We start from the raw sequence: 24495 nt of genomic DNA, 5'->3' as shown, positions 1-24495 counted from the left end.
CGGATCCGCCTCCGGACGGTTTGCCCGCCGCGGGCGTACCCCCGTGGCGGCCCGAACGCCCACCGGAATGCGCCCCGCCTTCGCCCTGACCTGCGGGATCGGTAGGCGCCGCCGGGCCCATGCCGTCGGCCGGCTGTCCGGCCGTAAGTCCGTCTCCGTGGGCGCCGGCCGCGGATGACCCGTGGGGAGCCGTCGTGGACCCGCCATCAGCCGGGCGGCCCGGCGCCTCCGCGCCGGCCGGGGCGTCGATGTGGGCGTGGACGCGGGGAGTGCGGTGGTGGGCTGCCGACGGTGTCCTGCCGACGGTGGCGGGGAGGCTCAGCAGGGCCGTCAGGCGGTCGGACCGCGCCAGGGAATCCGCCGCTCGGCGTTCCGCCTCGTAGGCGTGGTCCGCGGAGAGGGCCGCGTCGGCGGCGCGGGCGGCGGTGAGTTCGGCACGGGACTCGGCGGAGGCCGCCTCGCGGGCGCGGTCGGCGGCGGCGCGGTGACGCAGCACGGCCTCGGCGGCCTGCCACGCGGAGTGGAGCGTACGGGCGTCGGTCAGCTCGCGGCGCTGCGCGGCGGCGCGCTTCTCGGCGGCGGTGAGGGCCAGGGAGGCGTGCCGGTACGCCAGTTCGGCGGCGATCAGCGCACCGCGCCCGCGCGCCTGCTCGGCCGTGGTCACGGTGTGCGCGGCGGCGGTGACCCGCTGCGCCAGGTCCGCGGCGCGCCCGCGCTCCTCGGCGGCGCGCGCCGTGAGCCGTCGTACGAGCGTACGGGCCCGGCGCTCGGCGCCCGTGTGGATCTCCCGGGCCCGCGAACGCGTCTCTGCGGCCTCGACGATCCGGCCCAGCAGATCGACGGAACCGGCGGTGAAGTCGCGCTCGGCAGTGAGTTCGGCGCGGCGGCCCAGTTTGTTGCCGAACCCCCCGACGAGATCGGCGAGTCCGTCCGTGTCCCGGGTGTCGGTGACGGCACGCAGCAGCAGATCGGTGAAGTCGGAGTCCTTCTTGACCGCGAAGAGGCCCGCCGCCTCGCCCTCGTCGGCGTTCATCTCACGCTGGTAGCGGAAGAGTTCGGGGTCGAGGCCCAGATCGCCGAGGTGCTCGTTCCAGCGGTCGTGGATCTCCTCCCAGTGGACGTCGAGATGCGGATAGAACTTGCCCGCCTCCGTGATGGCGTCCCGGAACCCCTTCATGGTGCGGCGCCTGCCCCGCGCGCCCGACGCGCCTTCGACGGGCGGCCGTACGGCCGTGGACTCGGCGACCGGCAGGGCGTCCAGGCTCAGCCCGGGGCCCGGCCGGAACGAGTACCAGCCCTCCATGAACTTCCTGGGGTCGTTCGACACCTGACGCCCGCGCCACTCGCTGGCCTTGCCGACCACCACGAGTTCACCAGTGAGCGTGTGCTGCCACTCCAGGGCGACATGCCCGCAGTCGTCGGCCAGCAGGAACTTCCGCAGCACACCCGAACTGGCGCCGCCGAGGGTGTTGCGGTGGCCCGGCAGCATCACCGAGAAGATCAGCTTGAGCAGTACGGACTTGCCACCGCCGTTCTCCAGGAACAGCACCCCCGCCGGGGCCGGGCGGCGCGGCGGCCCGACCGGCTCCTCCTCGAAGAACTCCGCCTGGGCGGGCGCGGGATGCGGTACGGGCGCGCCCACACCACGCAGATCGAGCACGGTGTCGGCGTAGCGCGCACCGGCAGGCCCGATGGAGTAGAGGCGGACCCGGGACAGCTCGTACATGGCGGCGGACTCTCGTCGTGGTGAACGTCGTGGTGAACAGCGGTGGGGGATACGGCCGGTGCGATACGGCGCGGTGGCCCGCGGCGCGCCGCGTCAGGCGGTGGACGGGCGTCAGGCGTGGAAGGGCAGGCCCGCGTCGGCGGCCAGCTCCAGATCGTCTCCCTCGGGCGGCGGCAGCAGCGTGGCGGAGCCGTCGCTGACGGGTACGACACCCAGGTCGAGCAGTTCGGCCATGGCCGCGTGGCCCGCCATGTCCCGTACCTGGAGCTGGTAGCGGGCAGTCGTACGGTACGCGCCTCCGGCGTCGTCACCGGTGCGCTGCAGAAAGCCGGAGTCGGTGAGGAACGCGACCGCCTTGCCGACGATGCCGGTCGTCGAACCGGCGAGCCTGCGGGCGTCCTTGGTCGCGCCGGTCGCGCTGCGCCGTGCGTAGATCCGCCAGGCGGCTTCGAGTCCGGGCGCGTCGGTCGCGGGGTCGGTGTTCTCCCCGTCCGCCCCGGCCCGCTCCTCCAGCCGGCGGCAGGCCTGCCGTACGAACGCGTCGACGCCGTTGACCGTGATCCGGCCGATGTATCCGTCGTCGGCGAGGTCCTCGGGGCGCGGGAACGCCATGGCCGCGACGGCGAGATGGGCGAGGCCGTGCAGGAACCGGTCGGCGGAGTCGGTGGAGGCGCGGCGGGCGTAGTCGCCCATACGGACGGCGAAGACCGAGTCCTCGGCGGCGGTGACCGCCATGCCGGCGCGGGGCGAGACCTCCAGCACGACGAGGCCGAGTCCGGTGGCGACGGCGTCGGTGACACGGGCGAAGGCGGGGTCCTCGCGGTAGCGGCGGAGGAGTTCGGTGTACTCGATGTCGCGGGCGGGCGGCAGCTTGGGCTGGAGCCCGAAGGAGACGAGGCGGGCGGCGTCGGCGACGTCGGGGGGTGTGAGGGGGGTGGGGGGTGCGGCGGCGCGGATGTCGGCGCCGCCACTGCCTTCTGGCTGGTACTGCTCACTCACGGGGTGCGGGCTCCTGGTCTGTGTTCGTCCTCGATCGCCGGACGGGCTTGTCTTTGCCCCGCAGGCGCAAGCCCGAGCGAAGCGTGCCCGGTACCGGCGCCGGGACCCATAACAACCCGGCACACACTTACGTCACCCCCAACCGCGCCATGCCCACTATCAGGTCCGCCCCGCCGAACTCCGGGTCCTCCAAAGGCGTCCCGTCGTCCACCGCGAACAGCAGGCGCTCCTCGCCCTGCCGGTGCGCCGTGCCGACCGGAGGGCTCGCCGCGTGGATGGCAAGGAGCGCCACCAGATAGGGGAGGTCGGGGTCGGAGCGGCGGGCGGCCGACAGGAGGCCGGAGAGGCGGCGCGGGGCGTCGTGTTCCAGGTCGAGCAGGGCCTTCGCGTTCGCGAGCTGCTCCTCGCTGAAGCGGCTGTCGTCCGGGGTCGCGATCAGGTCCGGCTCCGGCATCTCCGCGCCGAGGTGCTCCCGTTCCAGCGGCGGTGTGAGCAGCAGGTCGATCAGGTCGCCGACCCGTACGGACGCGGGCGTCCGCAGCCCGGTGCCGCGGGCGAAGAACGCGTCGGTCACGCGTGTCGCCCGCTCGACCGGCAGCGGCAGCAGGGGCGCGACGAGCTGCCCGTACAGGTCGAGGCCGGTATGGGCCGTGGGCCTGGCGAAGGCCTGCCGGTCCTGCTCCGCGCGGAACAGCGGGCCCGCCTCCAGCAGCCGGGACTGGAGCTGGGTGTGCCGGCGGATGCAGTCCTTGACGATGTCGACCAGCTCGGCGGCGCGCCGCTTGTGCTCCGCCGTCCTGGGGTCGGCGCCGGTCTCGGCCTCGTCGCGCGCCTTGCGGATATTGGTCAGGATCGCGTTCTCGTGGCGGTAGCGGTCGGCGACATGGCTGAGCGCTTCATCGATCAGGTCCGGTACGGAGTTGAGCCAGTCGACCGCGCGGACATTGCGCCGGGTCGCCTCCAGCGTGCGGCGGAGGGTCTCCGCGTACTGCACCGTGCGGTAGCGCGCCTGCTCGGCGGCGAGCTGCGCGTCGGCGAGCCTGCCGCGGTTGATCAGCACCTCCAGCTTGACCTCGGCGGCGATCTGCGCGCTGGTGACATCCGTGTCGAGCGCGCCGACCAGGACGTTGACCGCCTCGTCGGTCGTACGGAGATACACGCTGCCGCCGTGGCCCGGGACTTCCTCGATGAGCTTGAAGTCGTAGTCCCTGCGGGTGTAGACGCCGTCGGTGCCGAACGTGCCGTAGACCGCGCGGAATCCGCGGTCCACGCTGCCGACATTGATCAGGTTCTCCAGCACCCAGCGCGCCACCCGCTCGTGTTCGGCGGCCGGACGGCCCGGTGCCTGGGCGGCGATACGGGGCAGGAGCCTGCTCACTATCTGCTCGTGGTCGGCACCGGTGTCAAAGTCCATGTTCAGTGTGACCAGATCGATCGCGGCGAGCGCGACCTCCGCCATGCCGTATATCGCGTACTCCCCCGCGAGATTCGCCTTGCGGGTGTCCAGGTCGTGCAGCGGGGCGGTGCACGCGAGCGCGCGCAGCCGCCGCGCGAGCCCTTCGTCGGCGGCCGGGCCCTGCGCGGGCCGCGGCCCCGCGCTGAGCTGGGGCGGAACGGAGTCCGTCGAGGCGTGCGAAGTCACGTGGCACAGATTAGGTCCTCGCACTGACATCGGTCGAAACGGTGCGGAAGCGACCGCCGCCCGGGGTGCCGTAACCAGCCATACACCGGCCGCACGCACCAGCCACACGCACCGGCCACCCGCCCCCTAGCCGGACTCCGTCCCCTCGTCCGCCACCAGCCCCGCGTACACCGCCACCAGCCGTTCGCGCGAGTCGTCCAGATACTCCGCGAGCATCCGCTCCGTACCCTCCCTGTCCCCCGACTTGAGCGACTCCAGGAGCTGCCGGTTCCGTACGAGATACGGCTCGTGCAGGCCGCGCGGATCGTCCACCACGTGGAAGGCGAGCCGCAGTTCGGCCAGGACCCCGCGCATCAGCTCGTCCGTGCGCGCGCTGCCCGCCAGCGCGACCAGTTCGCGGTGGAAGTGGATGTTCGCCGTCGAGACGCCCTTCCAGATCTCCTCGCGCGCCGCCTGTTCGCCCTCGGAGACCGCCTTCTCCAGTCCGTCCACCGGGAACGGCGGCCCGTCCAGCCCCCGTACCACGGCGCATTCGATCAGCCGGCGGGTGCGGTAGATGTCCTCGACGTCCCCGACCGCGAGCACCCGGACGAAGACCCCGCGGTTGAGTTCGTGGACGAGCAGCCGCTCGTGCGTGAGCAGCCGGAACGCCTCGCGCAGGGTGTTGCGCGAAACGGCCAGGGCCTTGGCTATGGCGTCCTCGGAGAGCCGCTCCCCCGGCGGGAAGTAGCCCTCCGCGATCCGGGTCCGCAGGATGTCCGCGACCCGCTCCGCCGTGCTCGTACGGCCCAGCAGCGGGCGGTCGTCCGCCAGTTCGCCGAGTTCGGTCCCGCTCGTCCCCACAGCGCTCTCTCCCTGAGTCCGTCCGGTCTGGTCCCGTCCTGGACTCATCGTAGAAGCAAGAACGAAACAACATGAGTCTTGTCGGATCGTTGAACAATCCCCTACGGTGAAAACGGCTCACGGTCCCAGCACACTCACCCTCCTGCGAGGTGCAGATGAGCACGACCCAAGCACGTCTGGACAAGGACGAACTCCCCGACGACACCGGCGCGTTAGCGTGGCTGCGGGCTCTGGGACCGCAGGGGCGCCGCGCCTTCGCGGGCGCGTTCGGCGGCTACGGCCTGGACTCCTACGACTTCTTCACCCTGCCGCTGAGCATGGTGGCAATCGCCGCCTACTTCGGTCTCGACAGCGGCCAGACCGGACTTCTCACCACCGTCACGCTCGTGGTCTCCGCCGTGGGCGGCGCGGTCGCCGGGGTCCTCGCCGACCGGATCGGCCGGGTACGGGCCCTGATGATCACGGTCATCACCTACGCGGTCTTCACGGTCCTCTGCGGTTTCGCGCCCAACTACGAGACCCTGCTGGTCTTCCGCGCCCTCCAGGGCCTCGGCTTCGGCGGCGAGTGGGCCGTCGGCGCGATCCTGGTCGCCGAGTACGCCTCCGGCAAGCACCGCGGCCGTACGCTCGGCGCCGTCCAGAGCGCCTGGGCGGCCGGCTGGGCGCTCGCCGTCATCGTCTACACCCTGGTGTTCCAGTTCCTGGACGGGGACACGGCCTGGCGGGTGATGTTCTGGACGGGCGCGCTGCCCGCGCTGCTGATCGTGTACGTACGACGGAACGTCAGCGACGCCCCGGCGGCGGCCGAACAGCGCAGGACCAGCGCGGACAAGGGCTCGTTCGGCGCCATCTTCCGCGGGGACCTGCTCCGTACGACCTTCTTCGCGACCCTCCTGTCCACCGGTGTCCAGGGCGGTTATTACACGCTCGCCACCTGGGTGCCGACCTATCTGAAGTCCGAGCGGGGCCTCACGGTCATCGGCACCGGCGGCTATCTCACCTTCCTGATCACCGGTGCCTTCACCGGCTATCTGACCGGCGGGTATCTCACCGACCGGCTCGGCAGGAAGAAGAATGTCGCGATCTTCGCGGTGCTCTCCGGGCTCGCGATCCTCGCCTATGTCAATCTCCCGGCCACGGCGGACGGCTGGCTGCTGATCCTGGGATTCCCGCTCGGGTTCTGCATGTCGGCCATTTTCAGCGGCTTCGGCTCCTTCCTCAGTGAGCTGTATCCGACGGCGGTACGCGGTACGGGCCAGGGGTTCACGTACAACACGGGCCGGGCCGTGGGCGCGGTCTTCCCCACCGTGGTGGGTTTTCTGGCCACGAGCTGGGGTGTCGGCGGCGCGCTGGTCTTCGGCGCCGTCGGTTACGGTCTCGCCGTGGTCGCGCTGCTCGGACTGCCCGAGACGCGCGGACGCGAGCTGCTCTGACGAAACCGACTGGATCCGATCGGAAGGTGGCTTCATGACCTGGGCGTCCATCGATCTCAACGCCGACCTCGGCGAGGGCTTCGGCCGCTGGCGGCTGACCGAGGACGAGGCACTGCTCTCTGTCGTCACCAGCGCCAATGTGGCCTGCGGGTTCCACGCCGGGGACCCCGCGACCATGCGGCGGGTGTGCGACTGGGCGGTGGAGCGCGGGGTACGGATCGGCGCCCAGGTCTCGTACCGCGATCTGGCGGGGTTCGGCCGCCGGTCCATGGACGTGCCGGCGGACGAGCTGGCCGCCGAGGTCGCCTACCAGATCGGCGCGCTGGAGGTGTTCGCGAAGGCGGCGGGCGCCAGGGTCGCCTATGTCAAACCGCACGGCGCGCTCTACAACCGGGTCGTACGCGACGAGGAGCAGGCCGAGGCCGTCGTCGAGGGCGTCATGCTCAGCGGTGAGCGGCTGCCGGTGCTCGGGCTGCCGGGCTCGCGGCTGCACGAGCACGCGGAGAAGGCCGGACTGCCCGTCGTCACCGAGGCGTTCGCCGACCGGGCGTACACGCCGGAAGGCACGCTGGTGCCGCGCGGGCAGGACGGCGCGGTGATCACGGACGCCTCGGCCGTGGTCGAACGGTCCGTCTCCATGGCCCGGTTCGGGGTGGTCACCTCGCGGTGCGGGCAGTCCGTCGCGGTCCGGGCCCGGTCGCTGTGTCTGCACGGCGACACCCCGGGCGCGGTGGATCTGGCCCGGCGGGTGCGCGGCCAGCTGGAGGCCGCCGGCGTCCGGGTGGAGGCGTTCGTATGAGAGCGCTGCCGGTCGGCGAGCGGGCGCTGCTGGTCGAACTGGCCGACGGCGAGGCGACGGAGGCGTTCCACGCTGAGCTGCTGCGCCGCCGCGCCGAGGGCACCCTGCCGCCGGTCGGGGAGATAGTGCCCGCGGCCCGCACCGTCCTGCTCGACGGTCTCGACGATCCGGCCGGCTTCGCGGCGGGGCTCGACGGCTGGCGGAGCCGGGCACCGCTCGCGCGCGCGGGGGAGACCGTCGCGCTGCCGGTCCGGTACGACGGTCCCGATCTGGCGGATGTGGCGGCGCTGTGGGGGATGAAGGAGGACGAGGTCGTACGGATCCACTCGGCGGCCGAATTCCGGGTCGCCTTCTGCGGGTTCGCGCCCGGTTTCGGCTATCTGACCGGGCTCGGGGAGCGGTACGCCGTACCGCGCAGGGCCACGCCCCGTACGGCCGTGCCGGCGGGCTCCGTGGGGCTGGCGGGACCGTACACCGGGGTGTATCCGCGCTCGTCCCCCGGCGGCTGGCAGCTCATCGGTACGACGGACACGGTGCTGTGGGACCCGGAGCGCGCGCCCGCCGCGCTGCTCACGCCCGGGACCCGGGTCAGGTTCGTGCCGGTGGACCAGGACGTGGCGGCCCTGTGACGGACCGGGCCCTCGGGGTCGTGCGCGCCGGGGTGCTGACCACGGTGCAGGATCTGGGCCGGTACGGGCATGCCCATCTGGGCGTACCGCGCTCCGGGGCCCTCGATCTGCCCGCCCTGCGGCTGGCCAACCGGCTGGTCGGCAACCCCGCGGGCGCCGCCGCGCTGGAGACGACACTCACCGGATGCGCCGTACGGCCGCGCCGCCCGGCGGTCGTGGCGGTGACCGGCGCGCCGTGCGCGGTGTCCGTCGACGGGCGGCCGGTGGCCTGGGGCGTGGCCGTACGGGTCCCCGCGGGCGCGGTCCTCGACATCGGCCCCGCGGTCCAGGGGGTGCGCGCCTATGTGGCGTTCGGCGGCGGGATCGCGGTGGAACCGGTGCTGGGCAGCCGGTCCACGGATCTGCTGTCGGGCCTCGGACCGGCGCCGCTGCGGGACGGCGAGGCCGTACCGCTGGGTCCGCCGGCGGGCCGGGCGGTGCCGGTGGACTGGGCGCCCGCTCCGGCGCCGCCTGCCGAACTGGTCCTGCGGATACGGCTCGGCCCCCGCGACGACTGGTTCAGCCCCGGTGCGCTGCGCACCCTCGCCACCCGCGGCTACCGGGTGTCGTCCGCGAGCAACCGCATCGGGCTGCGCACGGAGGGCCCGCCGCTGGAGCGCGCCGTACCGGACGAACTGCCCAGCGAGGGCATGGTGACCGGGGCGGTGCAGGTCCCGCCGGACGGGCGTCCCGTGGTGTTCCTCGCCGACCATCCGACCACCGGCGGCTATCCGGTGGTCGCGGTCGTCCTGGAGCGGGACCTCCCGGCGGCGGCGCAGGCGGCGCCCGGCACGCCCGTACGGTTCGTTCCCGTACGGCGCTGAAGCGCGCGGCCGACAGCGGGCGCGGGTGACAGCGCCCGCCCCGAGCCATGCGGCCCGAACAGCTACGAGGACGCCGTCGCCGTACCGTAACCGCCGCCGCCCGGCGTCCTCATGACCAGCACATCACCGGGGCCGACCTCCACCGAGTCCACGCCCCGCAGCGGGGTGACCGTGCCGTCCGCGCGCTCCACCTCGTTGGCGCCGCGCGCGCCCGGTCCGCCGCCCGCCATGCCGTACGGGGGGACCCTGCGGTGCCCGGTCAGCAGTGCCACCGTCATGGGCTCCAGGAAGCGGATCCGGCGGACGACTCCGTTGCCGCCGCGCCACCGGCCCTGCCCGCCGCTGCCGTCCCGTACGGCGAAGGCGTCGACCCGTACCGGATAGCGCCACTCCAGCACCTCGGGGTCGGTGAGCCGGGAGTTGGTCATATGGGTCTGCACGGCGTCGGCGCCGTCGAAGCCGTCGCCCGCGCCGGAACCGCTGGCCACGGTCTCGTAGTACTGCACCCGGTCGTTGCCGAAGGTGAGGTTGTTCATGGTGCCCGAGCCCTCGGCCTGAACGCGCAGCGCCGCGTAGAGCGCGCCGGTTACGGCCTGCGAGGTCTCCACATTGCCCGCGACGGTCGCCGCTGGGTAGGCGGGCGCCAGCATCGAGCCGTCCGGCACACGGACCTCAAGTGGTTCGAGACAGCCGCTGTTGAGCGGGATGTCGTCGGCCACGAGCGTCCTGAAGACATAGAGCACGGCGGCCATCACCACGGACTTGGGCGCGTTGAAGTTGCCCGGGAGCTGCGGGGAGCTGCCGGTGAAGTCGAGGACGGCGCTCCTGGCCGCCCGGTCGACGCGGAGCGCGACCTCGATCACCGCGCCGCCGTCGGTCTCGTAACGGTACGAGCCGTCGCGCAGCCCGGCGAGGATGCGGCGTACGGACTCCTCGGCATTGCGCCGCACATGTCCCATATAGGCCTGGACGACGGGAAGCGAGAACTGGTCGACCATACGGGCCAGTTCGGCGATGCCCTTCTCGTTGGCCGCGATCTGGGCCCGCAGGTCGGCGAGATTGGTGTCGGGGTCGCGGGACGGATACCGCGCGGTGGTGAGCAGGTGCCTGGTCTCGGCCTCGCGGAACCGGCCGTCCCTGACGAGCAGCCAGTTGTCGAAGAGCACGCCCTCCTCCTGCACGGTCCTGCTGAAGGCGGGCATCGAGCCGGGGGTGATACCGCCGATCTCGGCGTGATGGCCGCGCGAGGCCACCAGGAAGTCCAGCCGCTCGCCGGCCGTGTCGAAGACCGGGGTCACGACGGTCACATCGGGCAGATGGGTGCCGCCGTGGTACGGATCGTTGATGGCGTACACATCGCCGGGCCGCAGGGTGCCCTCGTTGCGCCGCAGGACTTCTTTGATCGACTCGCCCATGGAGCCCAGGTGGACGGGGATGTGGGGTGCGTTGGCGATCAGGTTGCCCTCGGCGTCGAAGAGCGCGCAGGAGAAGTCGAGCCGCTCCTTGATGTTGACGGAATGGGCGGTGTTCTCTAGGCGTACGCCCATCTGCTCGGCGATCGCCATGAAGAGGTTGTTGAACACCTCAAGCAGCACGGGATCCACATCCGTGCCGACGGCGGTCCGCGAGGGGCGCGGCCGTACGCGCGTGAGCAGCAGATGCCCACGCTCGCCAGCGGTCGCCCGCCAGCCGGGTTCGACGACGGTCGTGGCGTCGGCCTCGGCGATCACGGCGGGTCCGGTCACGGTGTCGGAGGGACGCAGATCGTCCCTGCGGTGGAGCGGGGTGTCCTGGAGGCGGCCTTCGCTGAACATCCTTACGGAGGCGTACGGTTCGGTGCGACCGGGGCGGCCGCCGGTGGGGCGGGGGACGTACGGAGCGGACGGCCCCGAGGTCCCCACGGCCTCCACCGAGACCGCCTCCACGACCAGCGGCTTGTCCATGGTGAAGGCATAGCGCGCGCGGTGCTGGTCCTCGAACGCGCCCGCCATGGCCGCCACGCCGTCCAGCGCGACCGGCAGGCTCGCGTCCGTACCCGCGTACCGCAGCAGAATCCGCGCGTGCGTGCTGATCGCGGCGTCGGGGACGGAGTCGGCGCGCAGTTCGGCGCGGGTGCGTTCGGCGAGCGAGTCGCACAGCTCGCGCACCCGGCGCAGGGTCTCCTCGGTCAGCTCGGCCTCGACGGACTGTTCTCGCATGGCGGTGGCGTCGGCGAGGCCGATGCCGTACGCGGAGAGGACCCCGGCGAGCGGCGGCACGATCACGGTGTCCACCCCGAGGGCGTCGGCGACCGCGCAGGCGTGCTGTCCGCCGGCGCCGCCGAAGCTGGTGAGGGCGTAGCGGGTGATGTCGTGGCCGCGCTGCACGGAGATCTTCTTGACGGCGTTCGCCATGTTCAGGACGGCGATCTCCAGATAGCCGGCCGCGACCTCCTCGGGGGTACGGGCCACTCCGGTGGCCTTGCGTACCTCCTCGGCGCGCTCCTCGAAGCGCCGCCGTACCACCTCGGCGTCCAGGGGTTGGTCTCCGTGCGGGCCGAACACCGCGGGGAAGTGGGCGGGCTGGACCCGGCCGAGCATCACATTGGCGTCGGTGACGGTGAGCGGGCCGCCGCGCCGGTAGCAGGCGGGGCCCGGCACGGCCCCCGCGGAGTCGGGGCCTACCCGGTAGCGCTGGCCGTCGAAGTGCAGGACCGAGCCGCCGCCCGCCGCGACGGTGTGGATGTTCATCATGGGGGCGCGCATCCGGACCCCGGCGACCTGGGTGCCGAGTTCCCGCTCGAACTCGCCCGCGTAGTGCGAGACATCGGTGGAGGTGCCGCCCATGTCGAAGCCGATGACCCGGTCGAAGCCCGCCTGCCGTGCCGTACGGGCCATGCCGACGACTCCGCCAGCCGGGCCCGAGAGGACGGCGTCCTTGCCACGGAAGTGGGCGGCTTCCCGCAGGCCTCCGTTGGACTGCATGAACATCAGCCGGATTCCGCGGAGTTCCTGGGCGACCTCGTCGACGTAGCGGCGCAGGATCGGGGAGAGATAGGCGTCCACGACGGTGGTGTCGCCGCGCGGCACCAGCTTGATCAGCGGGCTGACCTCGTGCGAGCAGCTCACCTGCGTGAATCCCGCGGCGCGCGCGGCCTCGGCGACGGCGCTCTCGTGCGCGGGGTGGCGGTATCCGTGCATCAGGACGACGGCGGCGCTGCGGAAGCCGTCGCGGTGGGCCTCGCGGAGCCGCTCGGTGACGGTGCCGGTGTCGAGGGGCCGTACGGTCGCGCCGTGCGCGTCGACCCGCTCGGGGACCTCGATGACACGGCCGTACACCGCTTCGGGGAGCACGATCCTGCGGTCGAACAGCCGGGGCCGGTTCTGGTACGCGATCCGCAGGGCGTCCCGGAAGCCCTCGGTGATGAGGAGGACGGTCGGCTCACCACGTCTCTCAAGGAGCGCGTTCGTGGCGACGGTCGTCCCCATCTTCACGAGGGCGATCCGGCCGGCGGGGACCGGATCGCGCGGACCGAGACCGAGCAGCAGCCGGATACCGGCGACCGCCGCGTCCCGGTACCGCTCGGGGTGGTGCGAGAGCAGCTTCCTGGTGACCAGCTCTCCATCGGGGCGCCTGCCCACCACATCGGTGAAGGTGCCGCCCCGGTCGATCCAGAATTCCCAGCGCCCGGTCATTCCCCCATTCTCGCAAGCGGAACGCCTGGTGACAGCGGTGCGAGCGGGGAGGAGAGCGGGGAGGACAGGGTGGCGAGGGCCCGGGAGAGGGCCTGTTCGGCGTGGGCGTCGAGACGGGCGCTGGTGCCGCGGGCCCAGTGCCGTACCTCGTCGCCCGCGAGCCGCAGCAGCTCCGGCAGCAGGTCCTGGCAGCGGCGCGCCACCCAGCCCGCCCCCTTGGTGGCGAGCCACAGCATGACGGCGGCGCGGCTGGGCGGGGACTGGTCGGCCTCCAGGGACGGCGGGGGGCCGATGGCGAGACCGCGCGCGGCGAGCGGTGCGTGGAAGCGCGCGGCGATCATGCGGTGGCCGCGCTCTCCGGGGTGCAGCCGGTCGGCGCTCCACAGCGACCGGTCGCCGACCCAGGATGCGTCGGCCATATGGAGGTGGACGGTGTCGTAGCGGGCGGCCAGGGCGTGCACGACGGCGTTGAGCGCGCGCTGGCGGCGGGCGAGGGGACGGGCGAGCGGCAGGGGCAGTCCGAGCATGCTCCCGGGGTCGGGCAGACAGGTGGTCAGCAGGACGGCGCCGCGGGCGGCGAGGGCCGCGCAGGCGCGGTCGAGGCGCTGGGCGATGTCCTGTATGTCGAAGGCGCAGCGGAGCGTGTCGTTGACGCCGACGACGACGGAGGCGATGTCGGGGCCGAAGTCGAGGACGGCGGGGACCTGCTGCTCCTCGACATCGCGGGTCAGCGCGCCGCTGACGGCGAAGTTGTGGAACCGTACGGGACTCTCGCCCCCGGCCCCGGCCGCCCGGGCGGGCCCGAGCGCCCCACCGAGCAGCGCGGCCCACCCCCGCCACCCGCCGTCGACGGGGTCACCGACACCGGAGGTCAACGAGTCCCCCAACGCGGCGAACCGCAGCGCGCGCGGCGCCATGACAAGCCCCTTGACCCGCCGCTGCTCGCCCCGGCCGCCGCCCGTCTTGCCACCGACGACCGACGCGTCGACGCCAAGCGCGTCGCCCACGCCGGGCACCGTCTGCGCGGAAGCCCCGGCGGCACCCGCGACCGGCGTCTCGACGCCGTGCGCGGCACCAGCGCCGGGCGCTGTCTGCGGCGGTACGGTCCTGGCTGCCGCTTCGCCGATGCCGCCTGCGGCCGACGATCCGGCGTCGGGCCGAGCCCCGACGCCGTGCGTCGGCTGCGACGGTACGGATCCGGGGCTGCCGGAGCCGACTGCCGCCGCCCCGACGCCGCTGCCGGCCGACGGCCCGGCCGCCGTTTCACCGGCGACACTGTTCGTGATCGGCGCCTTGGCACCGGGCGCGGTGCCAAAGCCGTGCGTCGGCTGCGCGGGTGCCCCGGCGGCACCCGCGACCGGCGTCCCGGCGCCGTGCGCCGTCTGCGGCGGTACGGGCCCGGACGGGCCCGTACCGAATGCCGTCGCCCCTACGGCGCCGACGGCCGACGGCCCGGTCGCTCGGCCGCCGGAGCCGCCGTCGGAAGCCCACGCTTCCGTCGCACCCGGCCGGACGGCCGGGGCCACCGTCGTAGAACTGCCGGCGGGCATCGCCGGACCCGGCCCGCCGGGCCGACCGGCGGATGTCGTCTCCGCCGGGCCGTCGCCGAGGATCGGCACGTCGGCCGACTCTGCCCGATCCGACCGGGTCGTGCCGGCGGCACCGCCTGCGGCGGCCGGTACGGCCTGCTGAGCGGCCTCGCGTACGGCGTCGTCGCCGGCCGGGCGGCCCGGGGTCGCCGGGGCCGGCGTGGGCGGCTGGTCCCGTGGGTCCGGGAGGGAAGGCTGGTCGGCGCCCCGTACGAAGATGCGCGGCTGCGTACCCGCGCACTCTCCGTCCGGCACCGGGTCCGCGATGTCCGCGCCGCGGGTCATCTCTGGGCTCCGTCCGGGCGGCGGATCTGGGACGGGACCTTGTTCAGCATCGGGGCGTCGTGCGCGGCCAGGAAGCCGGCCACCGCGTTGTCCCAGCTGAAGAGTTCCGCGCGGGCGCGCGCCGCGGCGCGGCGGGCGTCCTCCGGGCGGGTCAGCAGCTCCTGGATCGCGTCGGCGAAGGACACCGCGCTGTCGATCGCGGCCACCCCCGCGTCCCCGATCACCTCGGGCAGCGCCGACGACGCGCTCGGCACGACCGGGGTACCGCAGGCCAGCGCCTCCAGCGCGGAAAGTCCGAAGGTCTCGGCCGGACCCGGCGCCAGGCAGATGTCCGCCGCCGCCTGTAGGTCCGCCATCGACTCGCGGTCGGCCACATGCCCCAGGAACAGCGCGGGCAGCCGCAGCGCCCGCGCCTTGCGGACCAGTCCGGCCCGCAGCGGGCCCTCGCCCGCGACGACCAGCACCGCCCGTACGCCCCGGTCGCGCAGCTCCACGAGCGCGTCCAGCGCCGCGCCGGGCCGCTTCTCCACCGAGAGCCGGGAGCCGAGCACCAGCAGTACGTCCGCGCCGCGCGCGTACCGGGCGCGCAGCGCCTCGCTGCGCCGCTCCGGCCTGCACCGCTTCAGATCGACCCCGAGCGGCGCGCGCACCACATTGCGGGCGCCGATCCGCAGGAACTCGCGCTCCGACCACTCCGTGGTGCACACGATCCGCGAATACGCCCACGCGCTGCGCATGTTGAGCCGGTCCGCGGTCCGCTCGGCGGCCATCCCCGGCACGCCCCAGGTCCGCAGCACTCCGTCCGCCGTCTCGTGCGAGACCATCACCGAGGGCACCCGGTGGCGCCGCGCCCACTCCCCCGTCCACCGCAGGGTGGTCCGGTCGGAGACTTCGAGCCGGTCGGGTCCGAGCGATTCGAGCACCTGCCGCAGCCGCCGGCGGGCCGTCAGCACCCGGTAGCCGCCGGTGCCGGGGATCACGGGCCCTGGCAGGGTGATCACCCTGCCCTGCACGGTGTCCTCGTCCGACTCCCGGTCCCCCGGCACGATCAGCACCGGCTCGTGCCCGGCCGCGAGATAGCCGCTGCCCAGCTCCTGGAGCGCGGTACGGAGCCCGCCCGAGGCCGGGGTGACGAAGTTGGCCAGCCGTACGATGCGCAAGCCGCTCACGCGACCACCGCCGTACGCGCGCCGATGACCTCGTGGTAGTGGTCGATGAGCTGGTCGCCGACGACGGCCCAGGTCCTGCCCTCGACGGTGGTCCGTGCCGCGCGCCCGTAGGCCTCGCGGAGCGCGGGCGCGTGCGCGAGGTCCTGTACCGCCTGGGTCACGGCACCCGCGTCGAGCGGCGCGACCAGCGTGCCGGTGCGTCCGTGGTCGACCAGGTCGAGCGGTCCGCCCGCGGCGGGCGCGATCACCGGCACCCCGCTGGCCATGGCCTCCTGCACGGTCTGGCAGAACGTCTCGTACGGCCCGGTGTGCGCGAACAGGTCGAACGAGGCGAAGGTACGCGCCAGCGCGTCACCGGTGGTGCGGCCCAGGAAGACCGCGCCGGGCAGCGTGCTCCGCAGCGAGGTCTCGCTGGGGCCGTCCCCGACGATCACGACCCGGACTCCCGGCAGTTCGCAGACGCCCGCGAGGAGTTCGACATGCTTCTCGGGCGCGAGCCGCCCGACGTACCCGACGATCAGCTCCCCGTTGGGCGCGAGCTGGCGGCGCAGTTCCTCGTCACGCAGTTCGGGCCGGAACCGTACGGTGTCCACGCCGCGCGGCCAGAGCCGTACCCGCGGGATGCCGTGCTCGGTGAGGTCGCGCAGGGCGGCGCTGGACGGCGCGAGAGTACGGTCGGCCGCGGTGTGCACGGCCCGGATCCGGCGCCAGGCCGCGGCCTCGCCCGCGCCCACGTACGTGCGGGCGTAGTGGGCCAGATCGGTCTGGTACACCGCGACGGCGGGCACCCCGAGCCGCGACGCGGCCGTCATGCCGCGGACACCGAGCACGAACGGCCCCGCGAGGTGGACCAGTTCGGCGCGGTGGGCGGCGATGGTCGCCGCGAGCCGCCGGCTGGGCAGCGCCACCCGCACCTGCGGATAGCCGGGCAGCGGCACGGAGGGCACGCGTACCACGGGGCACGGTGCGTCGATCTCGGCATCACCGGCGACGGACGGGGCGATGACGAGCGGGTCATGGCCGCGGGCGGCGAGATGCCGGGCGGTCTGGAGGGCGCAGTGGGCTACGCCGTTGACATCCGGTGGGAAGGACTCGGTAACTATGGCGACACGCATGTTCGTGTTCTCGTCCCACCGAACGTGTCCCTGCCAACGTGGATCTTGACGTGTGGGGAACGTCCCGTGAGCATTAAACGCGGGCAGCACTAAGCAAGCGATCACCATGCACAGAACGTGCCGGTTCCCTCACGGAGCGAGATCGTCGGGCCGCTCGGAACCTCGCGTCCGCAGCAGGCGGGCGACCGCCGGGCCCGCCCATCACCACGGTGAACGGCCGGGCTTCCGGGTTGGTTCCCGCCCCGGAATCGCCACCGGAATCGTCAAGAGGCGCGCCGGGCACGGCAGTCCACACCGCGCGGCCCGTACGAGTCCCGTGCGCGGGCCGACCACAAACGAACCGGCCCGAGGCCACAAGCGAGCCGACCCGGGGCTCTTCATGGGCTCTTCACGGGCGCTTCACGCGCGGACCGGGCTCGCGACCGCCCGGTCCGCGCCCCCTACCGCGTCGCCGCGTCCGGTCCGATCCGGCTGCGGACCGCCGTCTGGACCTCGGCCTCCTCGGCCGGATCCGCGGCCAGCCGCCGCAGCCGCTCCGCCACCCGCACATCGCCGGTCTCGGCGTGCAGCGCGGCGACCTCTCTCGTCGTCTCCTCGCAGTCCCACAGGCATTCGACGGCGAACCCGGTCGCGAAGGAGGGATCCGTGGCGGCGAGGGCGCGGGCCGTGCGGCCACGGAGCTGGGAGGAGGCGGTCTCCCGGTAGACATGGCGCAGCACCGGCGCCGCGCAGACGATCCCGAGGCGTCCCGCGCCGTCGACGAGCGTCCAGAGCCGGGGCGCGTCGGGCCCCTCGGCCCGTACGGTCTCGCGCAGCGCGCCCAGTACGAGCGGCGCGTCGCGCGTGCCGCCGCGGAAGGCGAGCACGCCCGCGGCGGACGCCCCGAGGGCGTCGGGCCGGTGCACCCAGCCTCTGGCCCGGTCGACCGCCTCCTCGCCGCACATCCGCTCGAAGGCGGAGACCGCCGCGTCGGAGACCGTACGGTCCGTGCTGACGGCGGCGGCCTCGATCAGGTCGAGTACGGCGGGGTCACCGGCCCCGGCGAGATAGTGGAGCGCCGTGCTGCGGGCGCCGTCCGGTCCGCCGCGCGCGGTCTCCACGATCAGCGGCCGGTCCTCGGGCCCGGCGACGGCGCTCAGGCAGCGGGCCGCGGGCACATGGAGCGCAGAGCCGCGCTCCAGGCCCTGCTGGGCCCAGTCGAACACGGCCGCCACGCTCCAGCCGGGCCGTGGGCCGCTCGGCCGGAGCTGGCGCTGCCAGCGGTCGAACGAGCCCTGTTCGCCGGCTGCCCTGACCCGGGCGCCGACCTCCTGCCGCGGATCGTCGGCCCACAGCCGCCACGGCCGGGGCTCGAACGCGTCCCGTACGGCGGAGGCCAGTTCGGTGTCGCCCTCGGGGGTGGCGGGGAAGCGCGCGAGGACCGGTACGGCGAGCGAGCGCAGCCCGCTGTCGTCGTCGCGCAGCGCCAGTTCGTCCAGCGCCCAGGCCCAGTTGGCGCCCGTCGCCGCGTACCGCCTCAGCAGATCCAGCGCGTCGCGCCTGCCGTACGAGGCGAGGTGGCCGAGGACGGCGAGGGCGAGCCCGGTCCGTGACTCCTCGGCGTCGAGCCGGTCCTCGGCATCGAAGAGATGGCGGTCGACGGCATCGAGCCCGCCGTGCAGATCCAGGAAAAGACGCGCGTAGTACAGCGACCTGTTCTCGACCTGCCAGTCGTGCCGGGGGTCGTTCAGTACGCAGTGGTTCAGGGCGGCTAGCGCCTCCGCGCGGGGCGCCGCGAGCGCGTGCAGCGTGCCGTCGCCGCGGCCCCTCTGCAACAGGCCGAGCAGCGTGCCGCTCGGCGCTATGACTGGATCGAACATGGGAGAAGCCTCACATCAAGCTGTTGACGCGACCGGGGGTGCGACGCGGCACCGCGACTCGGTGCCGGCCGTCTCGGGTCCGGGCCCTGCCCGCCGCGTACCATCCGGCGGACACGCCCTAGACCAAGCGGCAACATGCCCCGCCGCCCGTCGTCTCCCGCTCAGCGCAGACCATCTTCCCTGCCTCTCGTCGGTGGCCCACTGCGGGCCCGACGTCATGATGACCCAGCCATTTCGCCACCGCGACCACATTTACGACGTCTCTCACCTGGCTTCGAACAGCTCCAGAAGGTCCGTCTTCCCAAACATCCGCGCGGTATCCACGGCGGAGGGCGTCCCCTCCGCCGGATCGGCGCCGCCGGCGAGCAGGGTCCTGATGACCTCGTCCTCGCCCTTGAAGACCGCGCCGGCGAGCGGGGTCTGGCCACGGTCGTTGGGGCGGGAGGCATCGGCGCCGCGCTCAAGCAGGGCCGCCACCGCCTCGGCGTGACCGTGGTAGGCGGCGAGCATCAGCAGCGAGTCGCCCCGGTCGTTGGTGAGATTCGCGGGCACTCCGGCGTCGATGTACGCGGTGAGCGCTCCGGTCTCCCCGCGCCTGGCCAGATCGAAGATCTTCGTGGCCAGCTCCACCACCTCGGGATCCGGGGTTTCGCTCATCGGTGGACCGCTCCTCACGCTGTTGACCTGGTACATACGGCATCTGCGCCGTACGGGTGACGGACAGACTACTGCGGCGCCACATGGGGCACCGCGTCGACCAGTGCAGTGAAATACCCGATATTTCACTCATTTGCACCTTTTATCGCATAGATACTTTCCGTGATTCTGGAAGAACTCATGGTGACTGTCCCCATCAACCAGGAGAACTCTCATGATTCTGTCCGTGTCGGGTGTCGTGCTGCTCGGAATCATCGTCTTCCTCTTCTTCCGGAAGGACGGACTCAAGGCATCGCACGCGATGGTGTGCTCCCTCTTCGGCTTCTATCTCGCGGGCACCGCCATCGCCCCGAGCATCACGGCCGGGGGCGCCAGCCTCGCCGGTCTCCTGGGCGGGATCAAGTTCTGATTCCGGCCCGCTCCCCTTTCCGCACCCACAGGAGACCTTCGTGGCCCGGCGAGCACTCCCCCGCATTCTGAGCAGCGGCAGCGACCGGATCGCGCGCGGCCGTGAGCTGGCCCGTACGGCAGCCGACGGCGCCACCGACGTTCTCCATCCGCTGATCACCATCACCCGGGGTCTGCGGATGCTGGCCGCCGCGGGGCGCCAGAAGTGGGCCGACACCCCCAAGGACCGGCGCGGTCCCGCGCTGTTCCTGATCGCGGCCTCCGTGCTGGTGATCGCGTTCATTCCGTACGGGCCGATGCTGGCCCTGGTCACGGTGATGGGCGTGGCCGCCTGGCAGGGGCGCGACCGTACGCCGCCGGCGCGGACCGGGCCCGACGAAGCGGAGGCACGGCGGCTCCAGTCGCTGTACGAGGCGCTGGTGCCGTATCTCTCCGTTCCCGAGGACCCGAGTCCGCTCTTCGCCCATGGCGGCGAGTGGAGCAAGGCGTTCGGCGAGCACGCCTTCGACGCCCAGGGGCGGCTCACCCGGCTCCAGTTGGCCTATCCCGCGTACTTCACCGACGGCGAGCCCGAGGCGCGCGCCCGGATCGAGCAGGTGCTGTACGCCAAGTCCGGACGCGGACGCGAGTACCACTTCGACTGGCACGAAGAGGCCAACCAGCTTGTGATGACCGTGCTGCCGGCCCTCTCCACCTCGATCGCCGCCCAGCGTTTCGTCACCGCCCCCGGCGAGACGGTCCTCGGCTTCACCGACGACGGAGCGGTGCCGCGGACCGTGCCGGTCGTCGTGGGCGACGGGCACCGGAACGCTCCCCCGGTGCTCTGGCGGACCGGGCCGCGCTCGGCGGAGCCGCATCTGCTGGTCGCGGGACAGCCGGGCAGCGGTGTCACCAGCCTGCTGCGCTCCATCGCGCTCCAGGCCGTCCGGCACGGCGACGTCCTGATCGTGGAGGGCAGCGGTGCGGGCGAGTTCACGTGTCTGACCGGCCGCACCGGTGTGCTCGCTGTGGAGTACGGGCTGGCCGGCGCGCTGGCCGGGCTGGAGTGGGCCGCGCACGAGACGGAGCGGCGGCTGATCGCCGCCAACCAGGCCCGGCAGTCGGGCCGTCCCGCCCCCGAGGACATCAAGAGGCCGCTGTGGATCCTGGTGGACCGGCCGGGCGTCTTCGGGCAGCTCGCGGAGGCCGAGGGGCGGCCCGATCCGCAGGAGCTGCTCCATGTGCCGCTGCGCCATGGCAGGGCCGCCCATGTGACGGTGGTGGTCGCCGATCAGCTCGACGGTCTGGACGCGCTGAGCGAGACCGTACGGACGCACACCCGCGCCCGGGTGGTCCTGGGGGCGGTGGCGGCGCCGCAGGTGGAAGCGGTGCTCGGGGCGCCGCCGCACACCACGCCCACGCCGGACGTCCCGCCCGGCAGGGGGTACGCGCGGCTCGGTACGGGCCCGGTGCTCAGGATCCAGGTCCCGGCGACGCCCGATCCCTACGACGACGAGACGAGCGAGACGCACCGCCGCGCGGTCGTGGACCTCCTCCCGGAGCGGCAGGCGCCGTACGAGGAGACGGCGTCCGCGGCGCCGTCGCCTTCGCCTTCGCCGGAGCAGCGGGAGGAGCAGGAGCACCGGCAGCAGATCCAGGCGCACGAACCGGACCGGCCGCTCGGAACGGTCCACACACCCCGGCCGCCCGTCCGCCCGGTGCCCGCCGAGGGCTGACAGCAGCGAGCCGCCGCCGGCCTCAGGCGACAAAGGTGCGCGGTGCCTCCGTCCCGGTGCTCGCGCCCTTCGCCACCAGGCGCGCCGCGGCCGCCAGCCGGGCCGCCGCCTCGACGGCGACCGGCCCGCCCACGGTGAACGGCAGCCGTACGTACCCCTCGAACGCCCCGTCGACCCCGAAGCGGGGCCCCGACGGCACCCGTACCCCGACCCGTTCGCCCACCTCGGCCAGCCGGGAGCCGGAGAGCCCGCCGGTCCGTACCCACAGGGTCAGCCCACCGCGCGGCACCTCGAACTCCCACTCGGGCAGCCGCTCGCGCACCGCCGCCACCAGCGCGTCCCGGTTCTCCCGCGCCTGGGCCCTGCGCAGCGCGACCGCGTCCTCCCAGCCACCGGTCCGCATCAGCCAGTTGATGGCGAGCTGCTCCAGTACCGGGGTGCCGAGATCGGCGTACGCGCGTGCCGCCACCAGCGAGCGGATCACGTCCGGCGCGGCGCGCACCCAGCCGATCCGCATCCCCGCCCAGAAGGCCTTGCTGGCCGAGCCGACCGTGAGGACCGTGCTGCCCGCCGGATCGAAGGCGCAGACCGGCCTCGGCATCTCGACATCGGGGTCCAGGTGCAGTTCCGACATGGTCTCGTCGACGACCAGTACCGTGCCCGCCGAGCGTGCCGCGTCGACGAGCTGCCGCCGCTGGTCCTCGTCGGCCAGCGCGCCCGTCGGATTGTGGAAGTCGGCCACCACATAGGCGAGCCGGGGGGCGGCCTCCCGCAGCACCTGGCGCCAGCGCCCCAGGTCCCAGCCGGTCAGCCCCTCGGCCATGGCCACCGGCACCAGCCGGGCGCCCGCCTCGCGCATGAGCTGGAGGATGTTCGCGTACGAGGGGGACTCCACCGCGATCCGCTCGCCCCGGCCCGCGAAGAGATGGCAGATCGCGTCGATCGCGCCCATCGCTCCGGTGGTGACCATGATCTGCTCGGGCATGGTGGGGATGCCGCGCTCGGTGTAGCGGTCGGCGAGCATCCGCCGCAGCGCGGGCAGCCCGGCGGGATAGTCGCCATGGGTGTGCGCGTACGGCGGCAGCTCCTCCAGCGCGCCCTGGACAGCCCGGGTCAGCCAGGGCTCGGGGGCGGGCAGGGCGGCGGTGCCGAGGTCGATCATCGAGCCCAGCGACTCGGGCGGCAGGGGTTCGAGGCCGCGCGCGGGCAGCGGATTGCCCGCCGGTACGGCCGTCCAGCTTCCCGCGCCCCTGCGGGACTCCAGAAACCCTTCGGCGCGCAGCGCCTCGTACGCGGCGGCCACGGTCGTACGGCTCACCGACAGCGAGAGCGCCAGCTCGCGCTCCGCGGGCAGCCGGGCGGCGACGGGGACCCGCCCTTCGAGGACGAGCAGCCGGATGCCGTCGGCGAGGGCACGGTAGGCGGGCGGCCTGCGGGTGCCGGGCACGGTGGGCGCGGGCTGCTGGGTGGTGAGCTGCCGGGCGAGCTGAGCCGCGCCGACGGCCGAGGTCCACTGCGCCATGGAAATCAGTCCACCTTCATCGAATTGGCCATGGTTGGCGTCTACCAGCCAGCCACAGAGTGACACGCACCAGTCCACCATTGCACCAGGGGGCCCTTTCATGCCCATATTCGCCCGCTTTCGAGAGCGGTCCACCGGCCGGGGGCTCCATGACCGTCGGCTCCCCCGCAGGCTGACGCAGCTCTACGCCGGACTCGCGCTGTACGGGGCGAGCGCGGCGCTCCTGGTGCGCGGCGGTCTCGGCCTTGAGCCCTGGGGCGTGCTGCACCAGGGGCTCGCGGAGCTGACCGGGCTGACCATGGGGGTCGTCTCGATCATCGTCGGAGCGGTCGTGCTGCTGCTCTGGATCCCGATCCGGCAGCGCCCGGGGCTGGGCACGGTCTCCAATGTGTTCGTGGTGGGCCTCGCGATGGACGCCACACTCGCCGCCGTTCCCGCCGGTCACGGGCTGATGACCCGGGTCCCGCTGCTGATCGCCGGGATCGTCCTGAACGGACTGGCCACCGGTCTCTACATAGCCGCCCGCTTCGGCCCCGGCCCGCGCGACGGTCTGATGACCGGGCTGCACCGGCTCACCGGCCGTTCGGTACGGCTGGTCCGTACGGCCATCGAGGTCGCCGTCGTCGCCACCGGCTTCGCGCTCGGCGGCTCGGTGGGGATCGGCACCATCGCGTACGCCCTGGCCATCGGCCCGCTAGCCCAGCTCTTCCTGCGCGTCTTCGCCATCCCCCCGGCGGCCGGCGGCAGTACCGCCGTCGCCGCCGGGACACCGGCAGGGGCCATACTGCGGCGGTGACTCCCGTATCCCACCCCTATCTCGACCGGCCGACACCGATCCCGTTCGCCCATCGCGGCGGCGCGGCGGACGGGCTGGAGAACACCGCGGCCGCCTTCCGCCGCGCGGCCGGCCTCGGCTACCGCCATTTCGAGACCGATGTGCACGCCACGGCGGACGGGCGGCTCGTCGCCTTCCACGACGCGACCCTGGACCGGGTGACCGACTCCCGGGGCCGGATCGTCGATCTGCCCTGGGCCGAGGTGCGCCGGGCGAGGGTGGCGGGCAGCGAGCCGCTGCCGCTCTTCGAGGAGCTGCTCGAAGAGTTCCCCGAGGCGCGCTGGAATGTCGATATCAAGGCCGCGCCCGCACTTGAACCGCTGGTCGAGCTGATCCGCAGGACGGACTGCTGGGACCGGGTGTGTGTGGGCTCCTTCTCCGAGGACAGGGTGGCGCGCGCGGCCCGGCTCGCGGGCCCCCGGCTGGCCACCTCGTACGGGGTACGGGGCGTGCTGGGCCTGCGGCTGCGCTCGTACGGCATCCCCTTCCCGGTCCGTCCCGGCGCGGTGTGCGCGCAGGTTCCCGAGACGCAGAACGGGATCCGGGTGGTGGACGAGCGCTTCATACGCATGGCGCACGCCCGCGGTCTCCAGGTCCATGTCTGGACGGTCAACGAGCCGGATCGCATGGAGGCGCTGCTGGATCTCGGCGTGGATGGCATCATGACGGATCAACTGGAAGCGCTGCGCACGGTGTTGACCGCGCGGGGAGTCTGGCATTGACCGGGCCGGGC

The 24495-nt window shown here is 73.2% G+C and carries 18 protein-coding genes and 1 pseudogene; 8 read left to right on the top strand and 11 right to left on the bottom strand.

The genetic code is table 11. From position 1 onward, the window contains the following. The 4 genes and pseudogenes from ACFU9P_RS22300 to ACFU9P_RS22285 form a co-directional block, all read right to left on the bottom strand. Nucleotides 1–1726: pseudogene (locus ACFU9P_RS22300) on the bottom strand (hypothetical protein); the annotation flags it as partial. Between the two features lie 111 nt (nucleotides 1727–1837). Then, entirely contained in the window at nucleotides 1838–2683 is an 846-nt protein-coding gene (locus tag ACFU9P_RS22295; RefSeq protein ID WP_384083515.1) for a hypothetical protein, read from the bottom strand. Nucleotides 2684–2852: 169 nt separating this feature from the next. Beyond that, nucleotides 2853–4367 (bottom strand): hypothetical protein, encoded by a 1515-nt coding sequence (locus ACFU9P_RS22290; protein ID WP_376386109.1) that lies wholly within the window; start codon nucleotides 4365–4367, stop codon nucleotides 2853–2855. 126 nt (nucleotides 4368–4493) lie between these two features. Next, a complete protein-coding gene (locus ACFU9P_RS22285) occupies nucleotides 4494–5210 on the bottom strand; it encodes a GntR family transcriptional regulator (protein WP_384083469.1) in 717 nt (238 codons plus the stop codon). 155 nt (nucleotides 5211–5365) lie between these two features. Here ACFU9P_RS22285 and ACFU9P_RS22280 point away from each other — a divergent pair, with 155 nt between their 5' ends. From ACFU9P_RS22280 to ACFU9P_RS22265, 4 genes are read left to right on the top strand one after another with little or no spacing between them, the layout of a single operon-like run. Beyond that, entirely contained in the window at nucleotides 5366–6643 is a 1278-nt protein-coding gene (locus ACFU9P_RS22280) for an MFS transporter (RefSeq protein WP_376386105.1), read from the top strand. 34 nt (nucleotides 6644–6677) lie between these two features. After that, nucleotides 6678–7442 carry a LamB/YcsF family protein gene (locus ACFU9P_RS22275; protein WP_376386104.1) on the top strand — a complete coding sequence of 255 codons (765 nt, stop codon included), beginning with the start codon at nucleotides 6678–6680 and terminating at the stop codon, nucleotides 7440–7442. After that, nucleotides 7439–8071, top strand: a complete 633-nt coding sequence (gene pxpB / locus ACFU9P_RS22270; protein WP_384083465.1) for a 5-oxoprolinase subunit PxpB — start codon at nucleotides 7439–7441, stop codon at nucleotides 8069–8071. Before ACFU9P_RS22275 ends, pxpB begins: the two co-directional genes overlap by 4 nt. Then, nucleotides 8068–8934: a biotin-dependent carboxyltransferase family protein gene (locus tag ACFU9P_RS22265; protein ID WP_384083462.1), complete on the top strand. Its 867-nt coding sequence runs from the start codon at nucleotides 8068–8070 to the stop codon at nucleotides 8932–8934. The genes pxpB and ACFU9P_RS22265 overlap by 4 nt, the downstream gene beginning before the upstream one ends. A 62-nt stretch (nucleotides 8935–8996) precedes the next feature. Here ACFU9P_RS22265 and ACFU9P_RS22260 read toward each other — a convergent pair whose 3' ends face one another. The 6 genes from ACFU9P_RS22260 to ACFU9P_RS22235 all read right to left on the bottom strand — a co-directional run bounded on the left by ACFU9P_RS22260 (nucleotide 8997) and on the right by ACFU9P_RS22235 (nucleotide 19282). Continuing rightward, a complete protein-coding gene (locus ACFU9P_RS22260) occupies nucleotides 8997–12608 on the bottom strand; it encodes a hydantoinase B/oxoprolinase family protein (protein WP_384083459.1) in 3612 nt (1203 codons plus the stop codon). Continuing rightward, entirely contained in the window at nucleotides 12605–14482 is a 1878-nt protein-coding gene (locus ACFU9P_RS22255; protein ID WP_384083456.1) for a GDSL-type esterase/lipase family protein, read from the bottom strand. The genes ACFU9P_RS22260 and ACFU9P_RS22255 overlap by 4 nt, the downstream gene beginning before the upstream one ends. Further along, complete coding sequence (locus ACFU9P_RS22250) at nucleotides 14479–15651, bottom strand: glycosyltransferase (RefSeq protein ID WP_376385288.1); 1173 nt, start codon at nucleotides 15649–15651, stop codon at nucleotides 14479–14481. Before ACFU9P_RS22250 ends, ACFU9P_RS22255 begins: the two co-directional genes overlap by 4 nt. Then, nucleotides 15648–16766 carry a glycosyltransferase family 4 protein gene (locus ACFU9P_RS22245; protein ID WP_376385285.1) on the bottom strand — a complete coding sequence of 373 codons (1119 nt, stop codon included), beginning with the start codon at nucleotides 16764–16766 and terminating at the stop codon, nucleotides 15648–15650. The genes ACFU9P_RS22250 and ACFU9P_RS22245 overlap by 4 nt, the downstream gene beginning before the upstream one ends. 440 nt (nucleotides 16767–17206) lie before the next feature. Continuing rightward, a complete protein-coding gene (locus ACFU9P_RS22240) occupies nucleotides 17207–18625 on the bottom strand; it encodes a HEAT repeat domain-containing protein (RefSeq protein ID WP_384083453.1) in 1419 nt (472 codons plus the stop codon). Between the two features lie 264 nt (nucleotides 18626–18889). Beyond that, the gene (locus ACFU9P_RS22235) at nucleotides 18890–19282 is read right to left on the bottom strand and encodes an ankyrin repeat domain-containing protein (protein ID WP_384083450.1); all 393 of its coding nucleotides are present in this window, start codon (nucleotides 19280–19282) and stop codon (nucleotides 18890–18892) included. Nucleotides 19283–19496: 214 nt separating this feature from the next. Here ACFU9P_RS22235 and ACFU9P_RS22230 point away from each other — a divergent pair, with 214 nt between their 5' ends. Then, nucleotides 19497–19691 (top strand): hypothetical protein, encoded by a 195-nt coding sequence (locus tag ACFU9P_RS22230; protein WP_046500734.1) that lies wholly within the window; start codon nucleotides 19497–19499, stop codon nucleotides 19689–19691. Between the two features lie 40 nt (nucleotides 19692–19731). Beyond that, a complete protein-coding gene (locus ACFU9P_RS22225; RefSeq protein WP_384083447.1) occupies nucleotides 19732–21405 on the top strand; it encodes a hypothetical protein in 1674 nt (557 codons plus the stop codon). Between the two features lie 22 nt (nucleotides 21406–21427). On the opposite strand, the gene ACFU9P_RS22220 is transcribed toward ACFU9P_RS22225, so the two are convergent. Further along, nucleotides 21428–22927 (bottom strand): PLP-dependent aminotransferase family protein, encoded by a 1500-nt coding sequence (locus ACFU9P_RS22220; protein WP_384083445.1) that lies wholly within the window; start codon nucleotides 22925–22927, stop codon nucleotides 21428–21430. Between the two features lie 100 nt (nucleotides 22928–23027). Here ACFU9P_RS22220 and ACFU9P_RS22215 point away from each other — a divergent pair, with 100 nt between their 5' ends. Further along, entirely contained in the window at nucleotides 23028–23723 is a 696-nt protein-coding gene (locus ACFU9P_RS22215; protein ID WP_384083442.1) for a YitT family protein, read from the top strand. Then, a complete protein-coding gene (locus ACFU9P_RS22210; RefSeq protein WP_376385268.1) occupies nucleotides 23720–24484 on the top strand; it encodes a glycerophosphodiester phosphodiesterase in 765 nt (254 codons plus the stop codon). Before ACFU9P_RS22215 ends, ACFU9P_RS22210 begins: the two co-directional genes overlap by 4 nt. Nucleotides 24485–24495 lie beyond the last annotated feature (11 nt).

Source organism: Streptomyces sp. NPDC057617 (genome assembly GCF_042800555.1).
Classification (GTDB): domain Bacteria; phylum Actinomycetota; class Actinomycetes; order Streptomycetales; family Streptomycetaceae; genus Streptomyces.
This window is presented reverse-complemented; position numbering and strand designations above follow the sequence as displayed.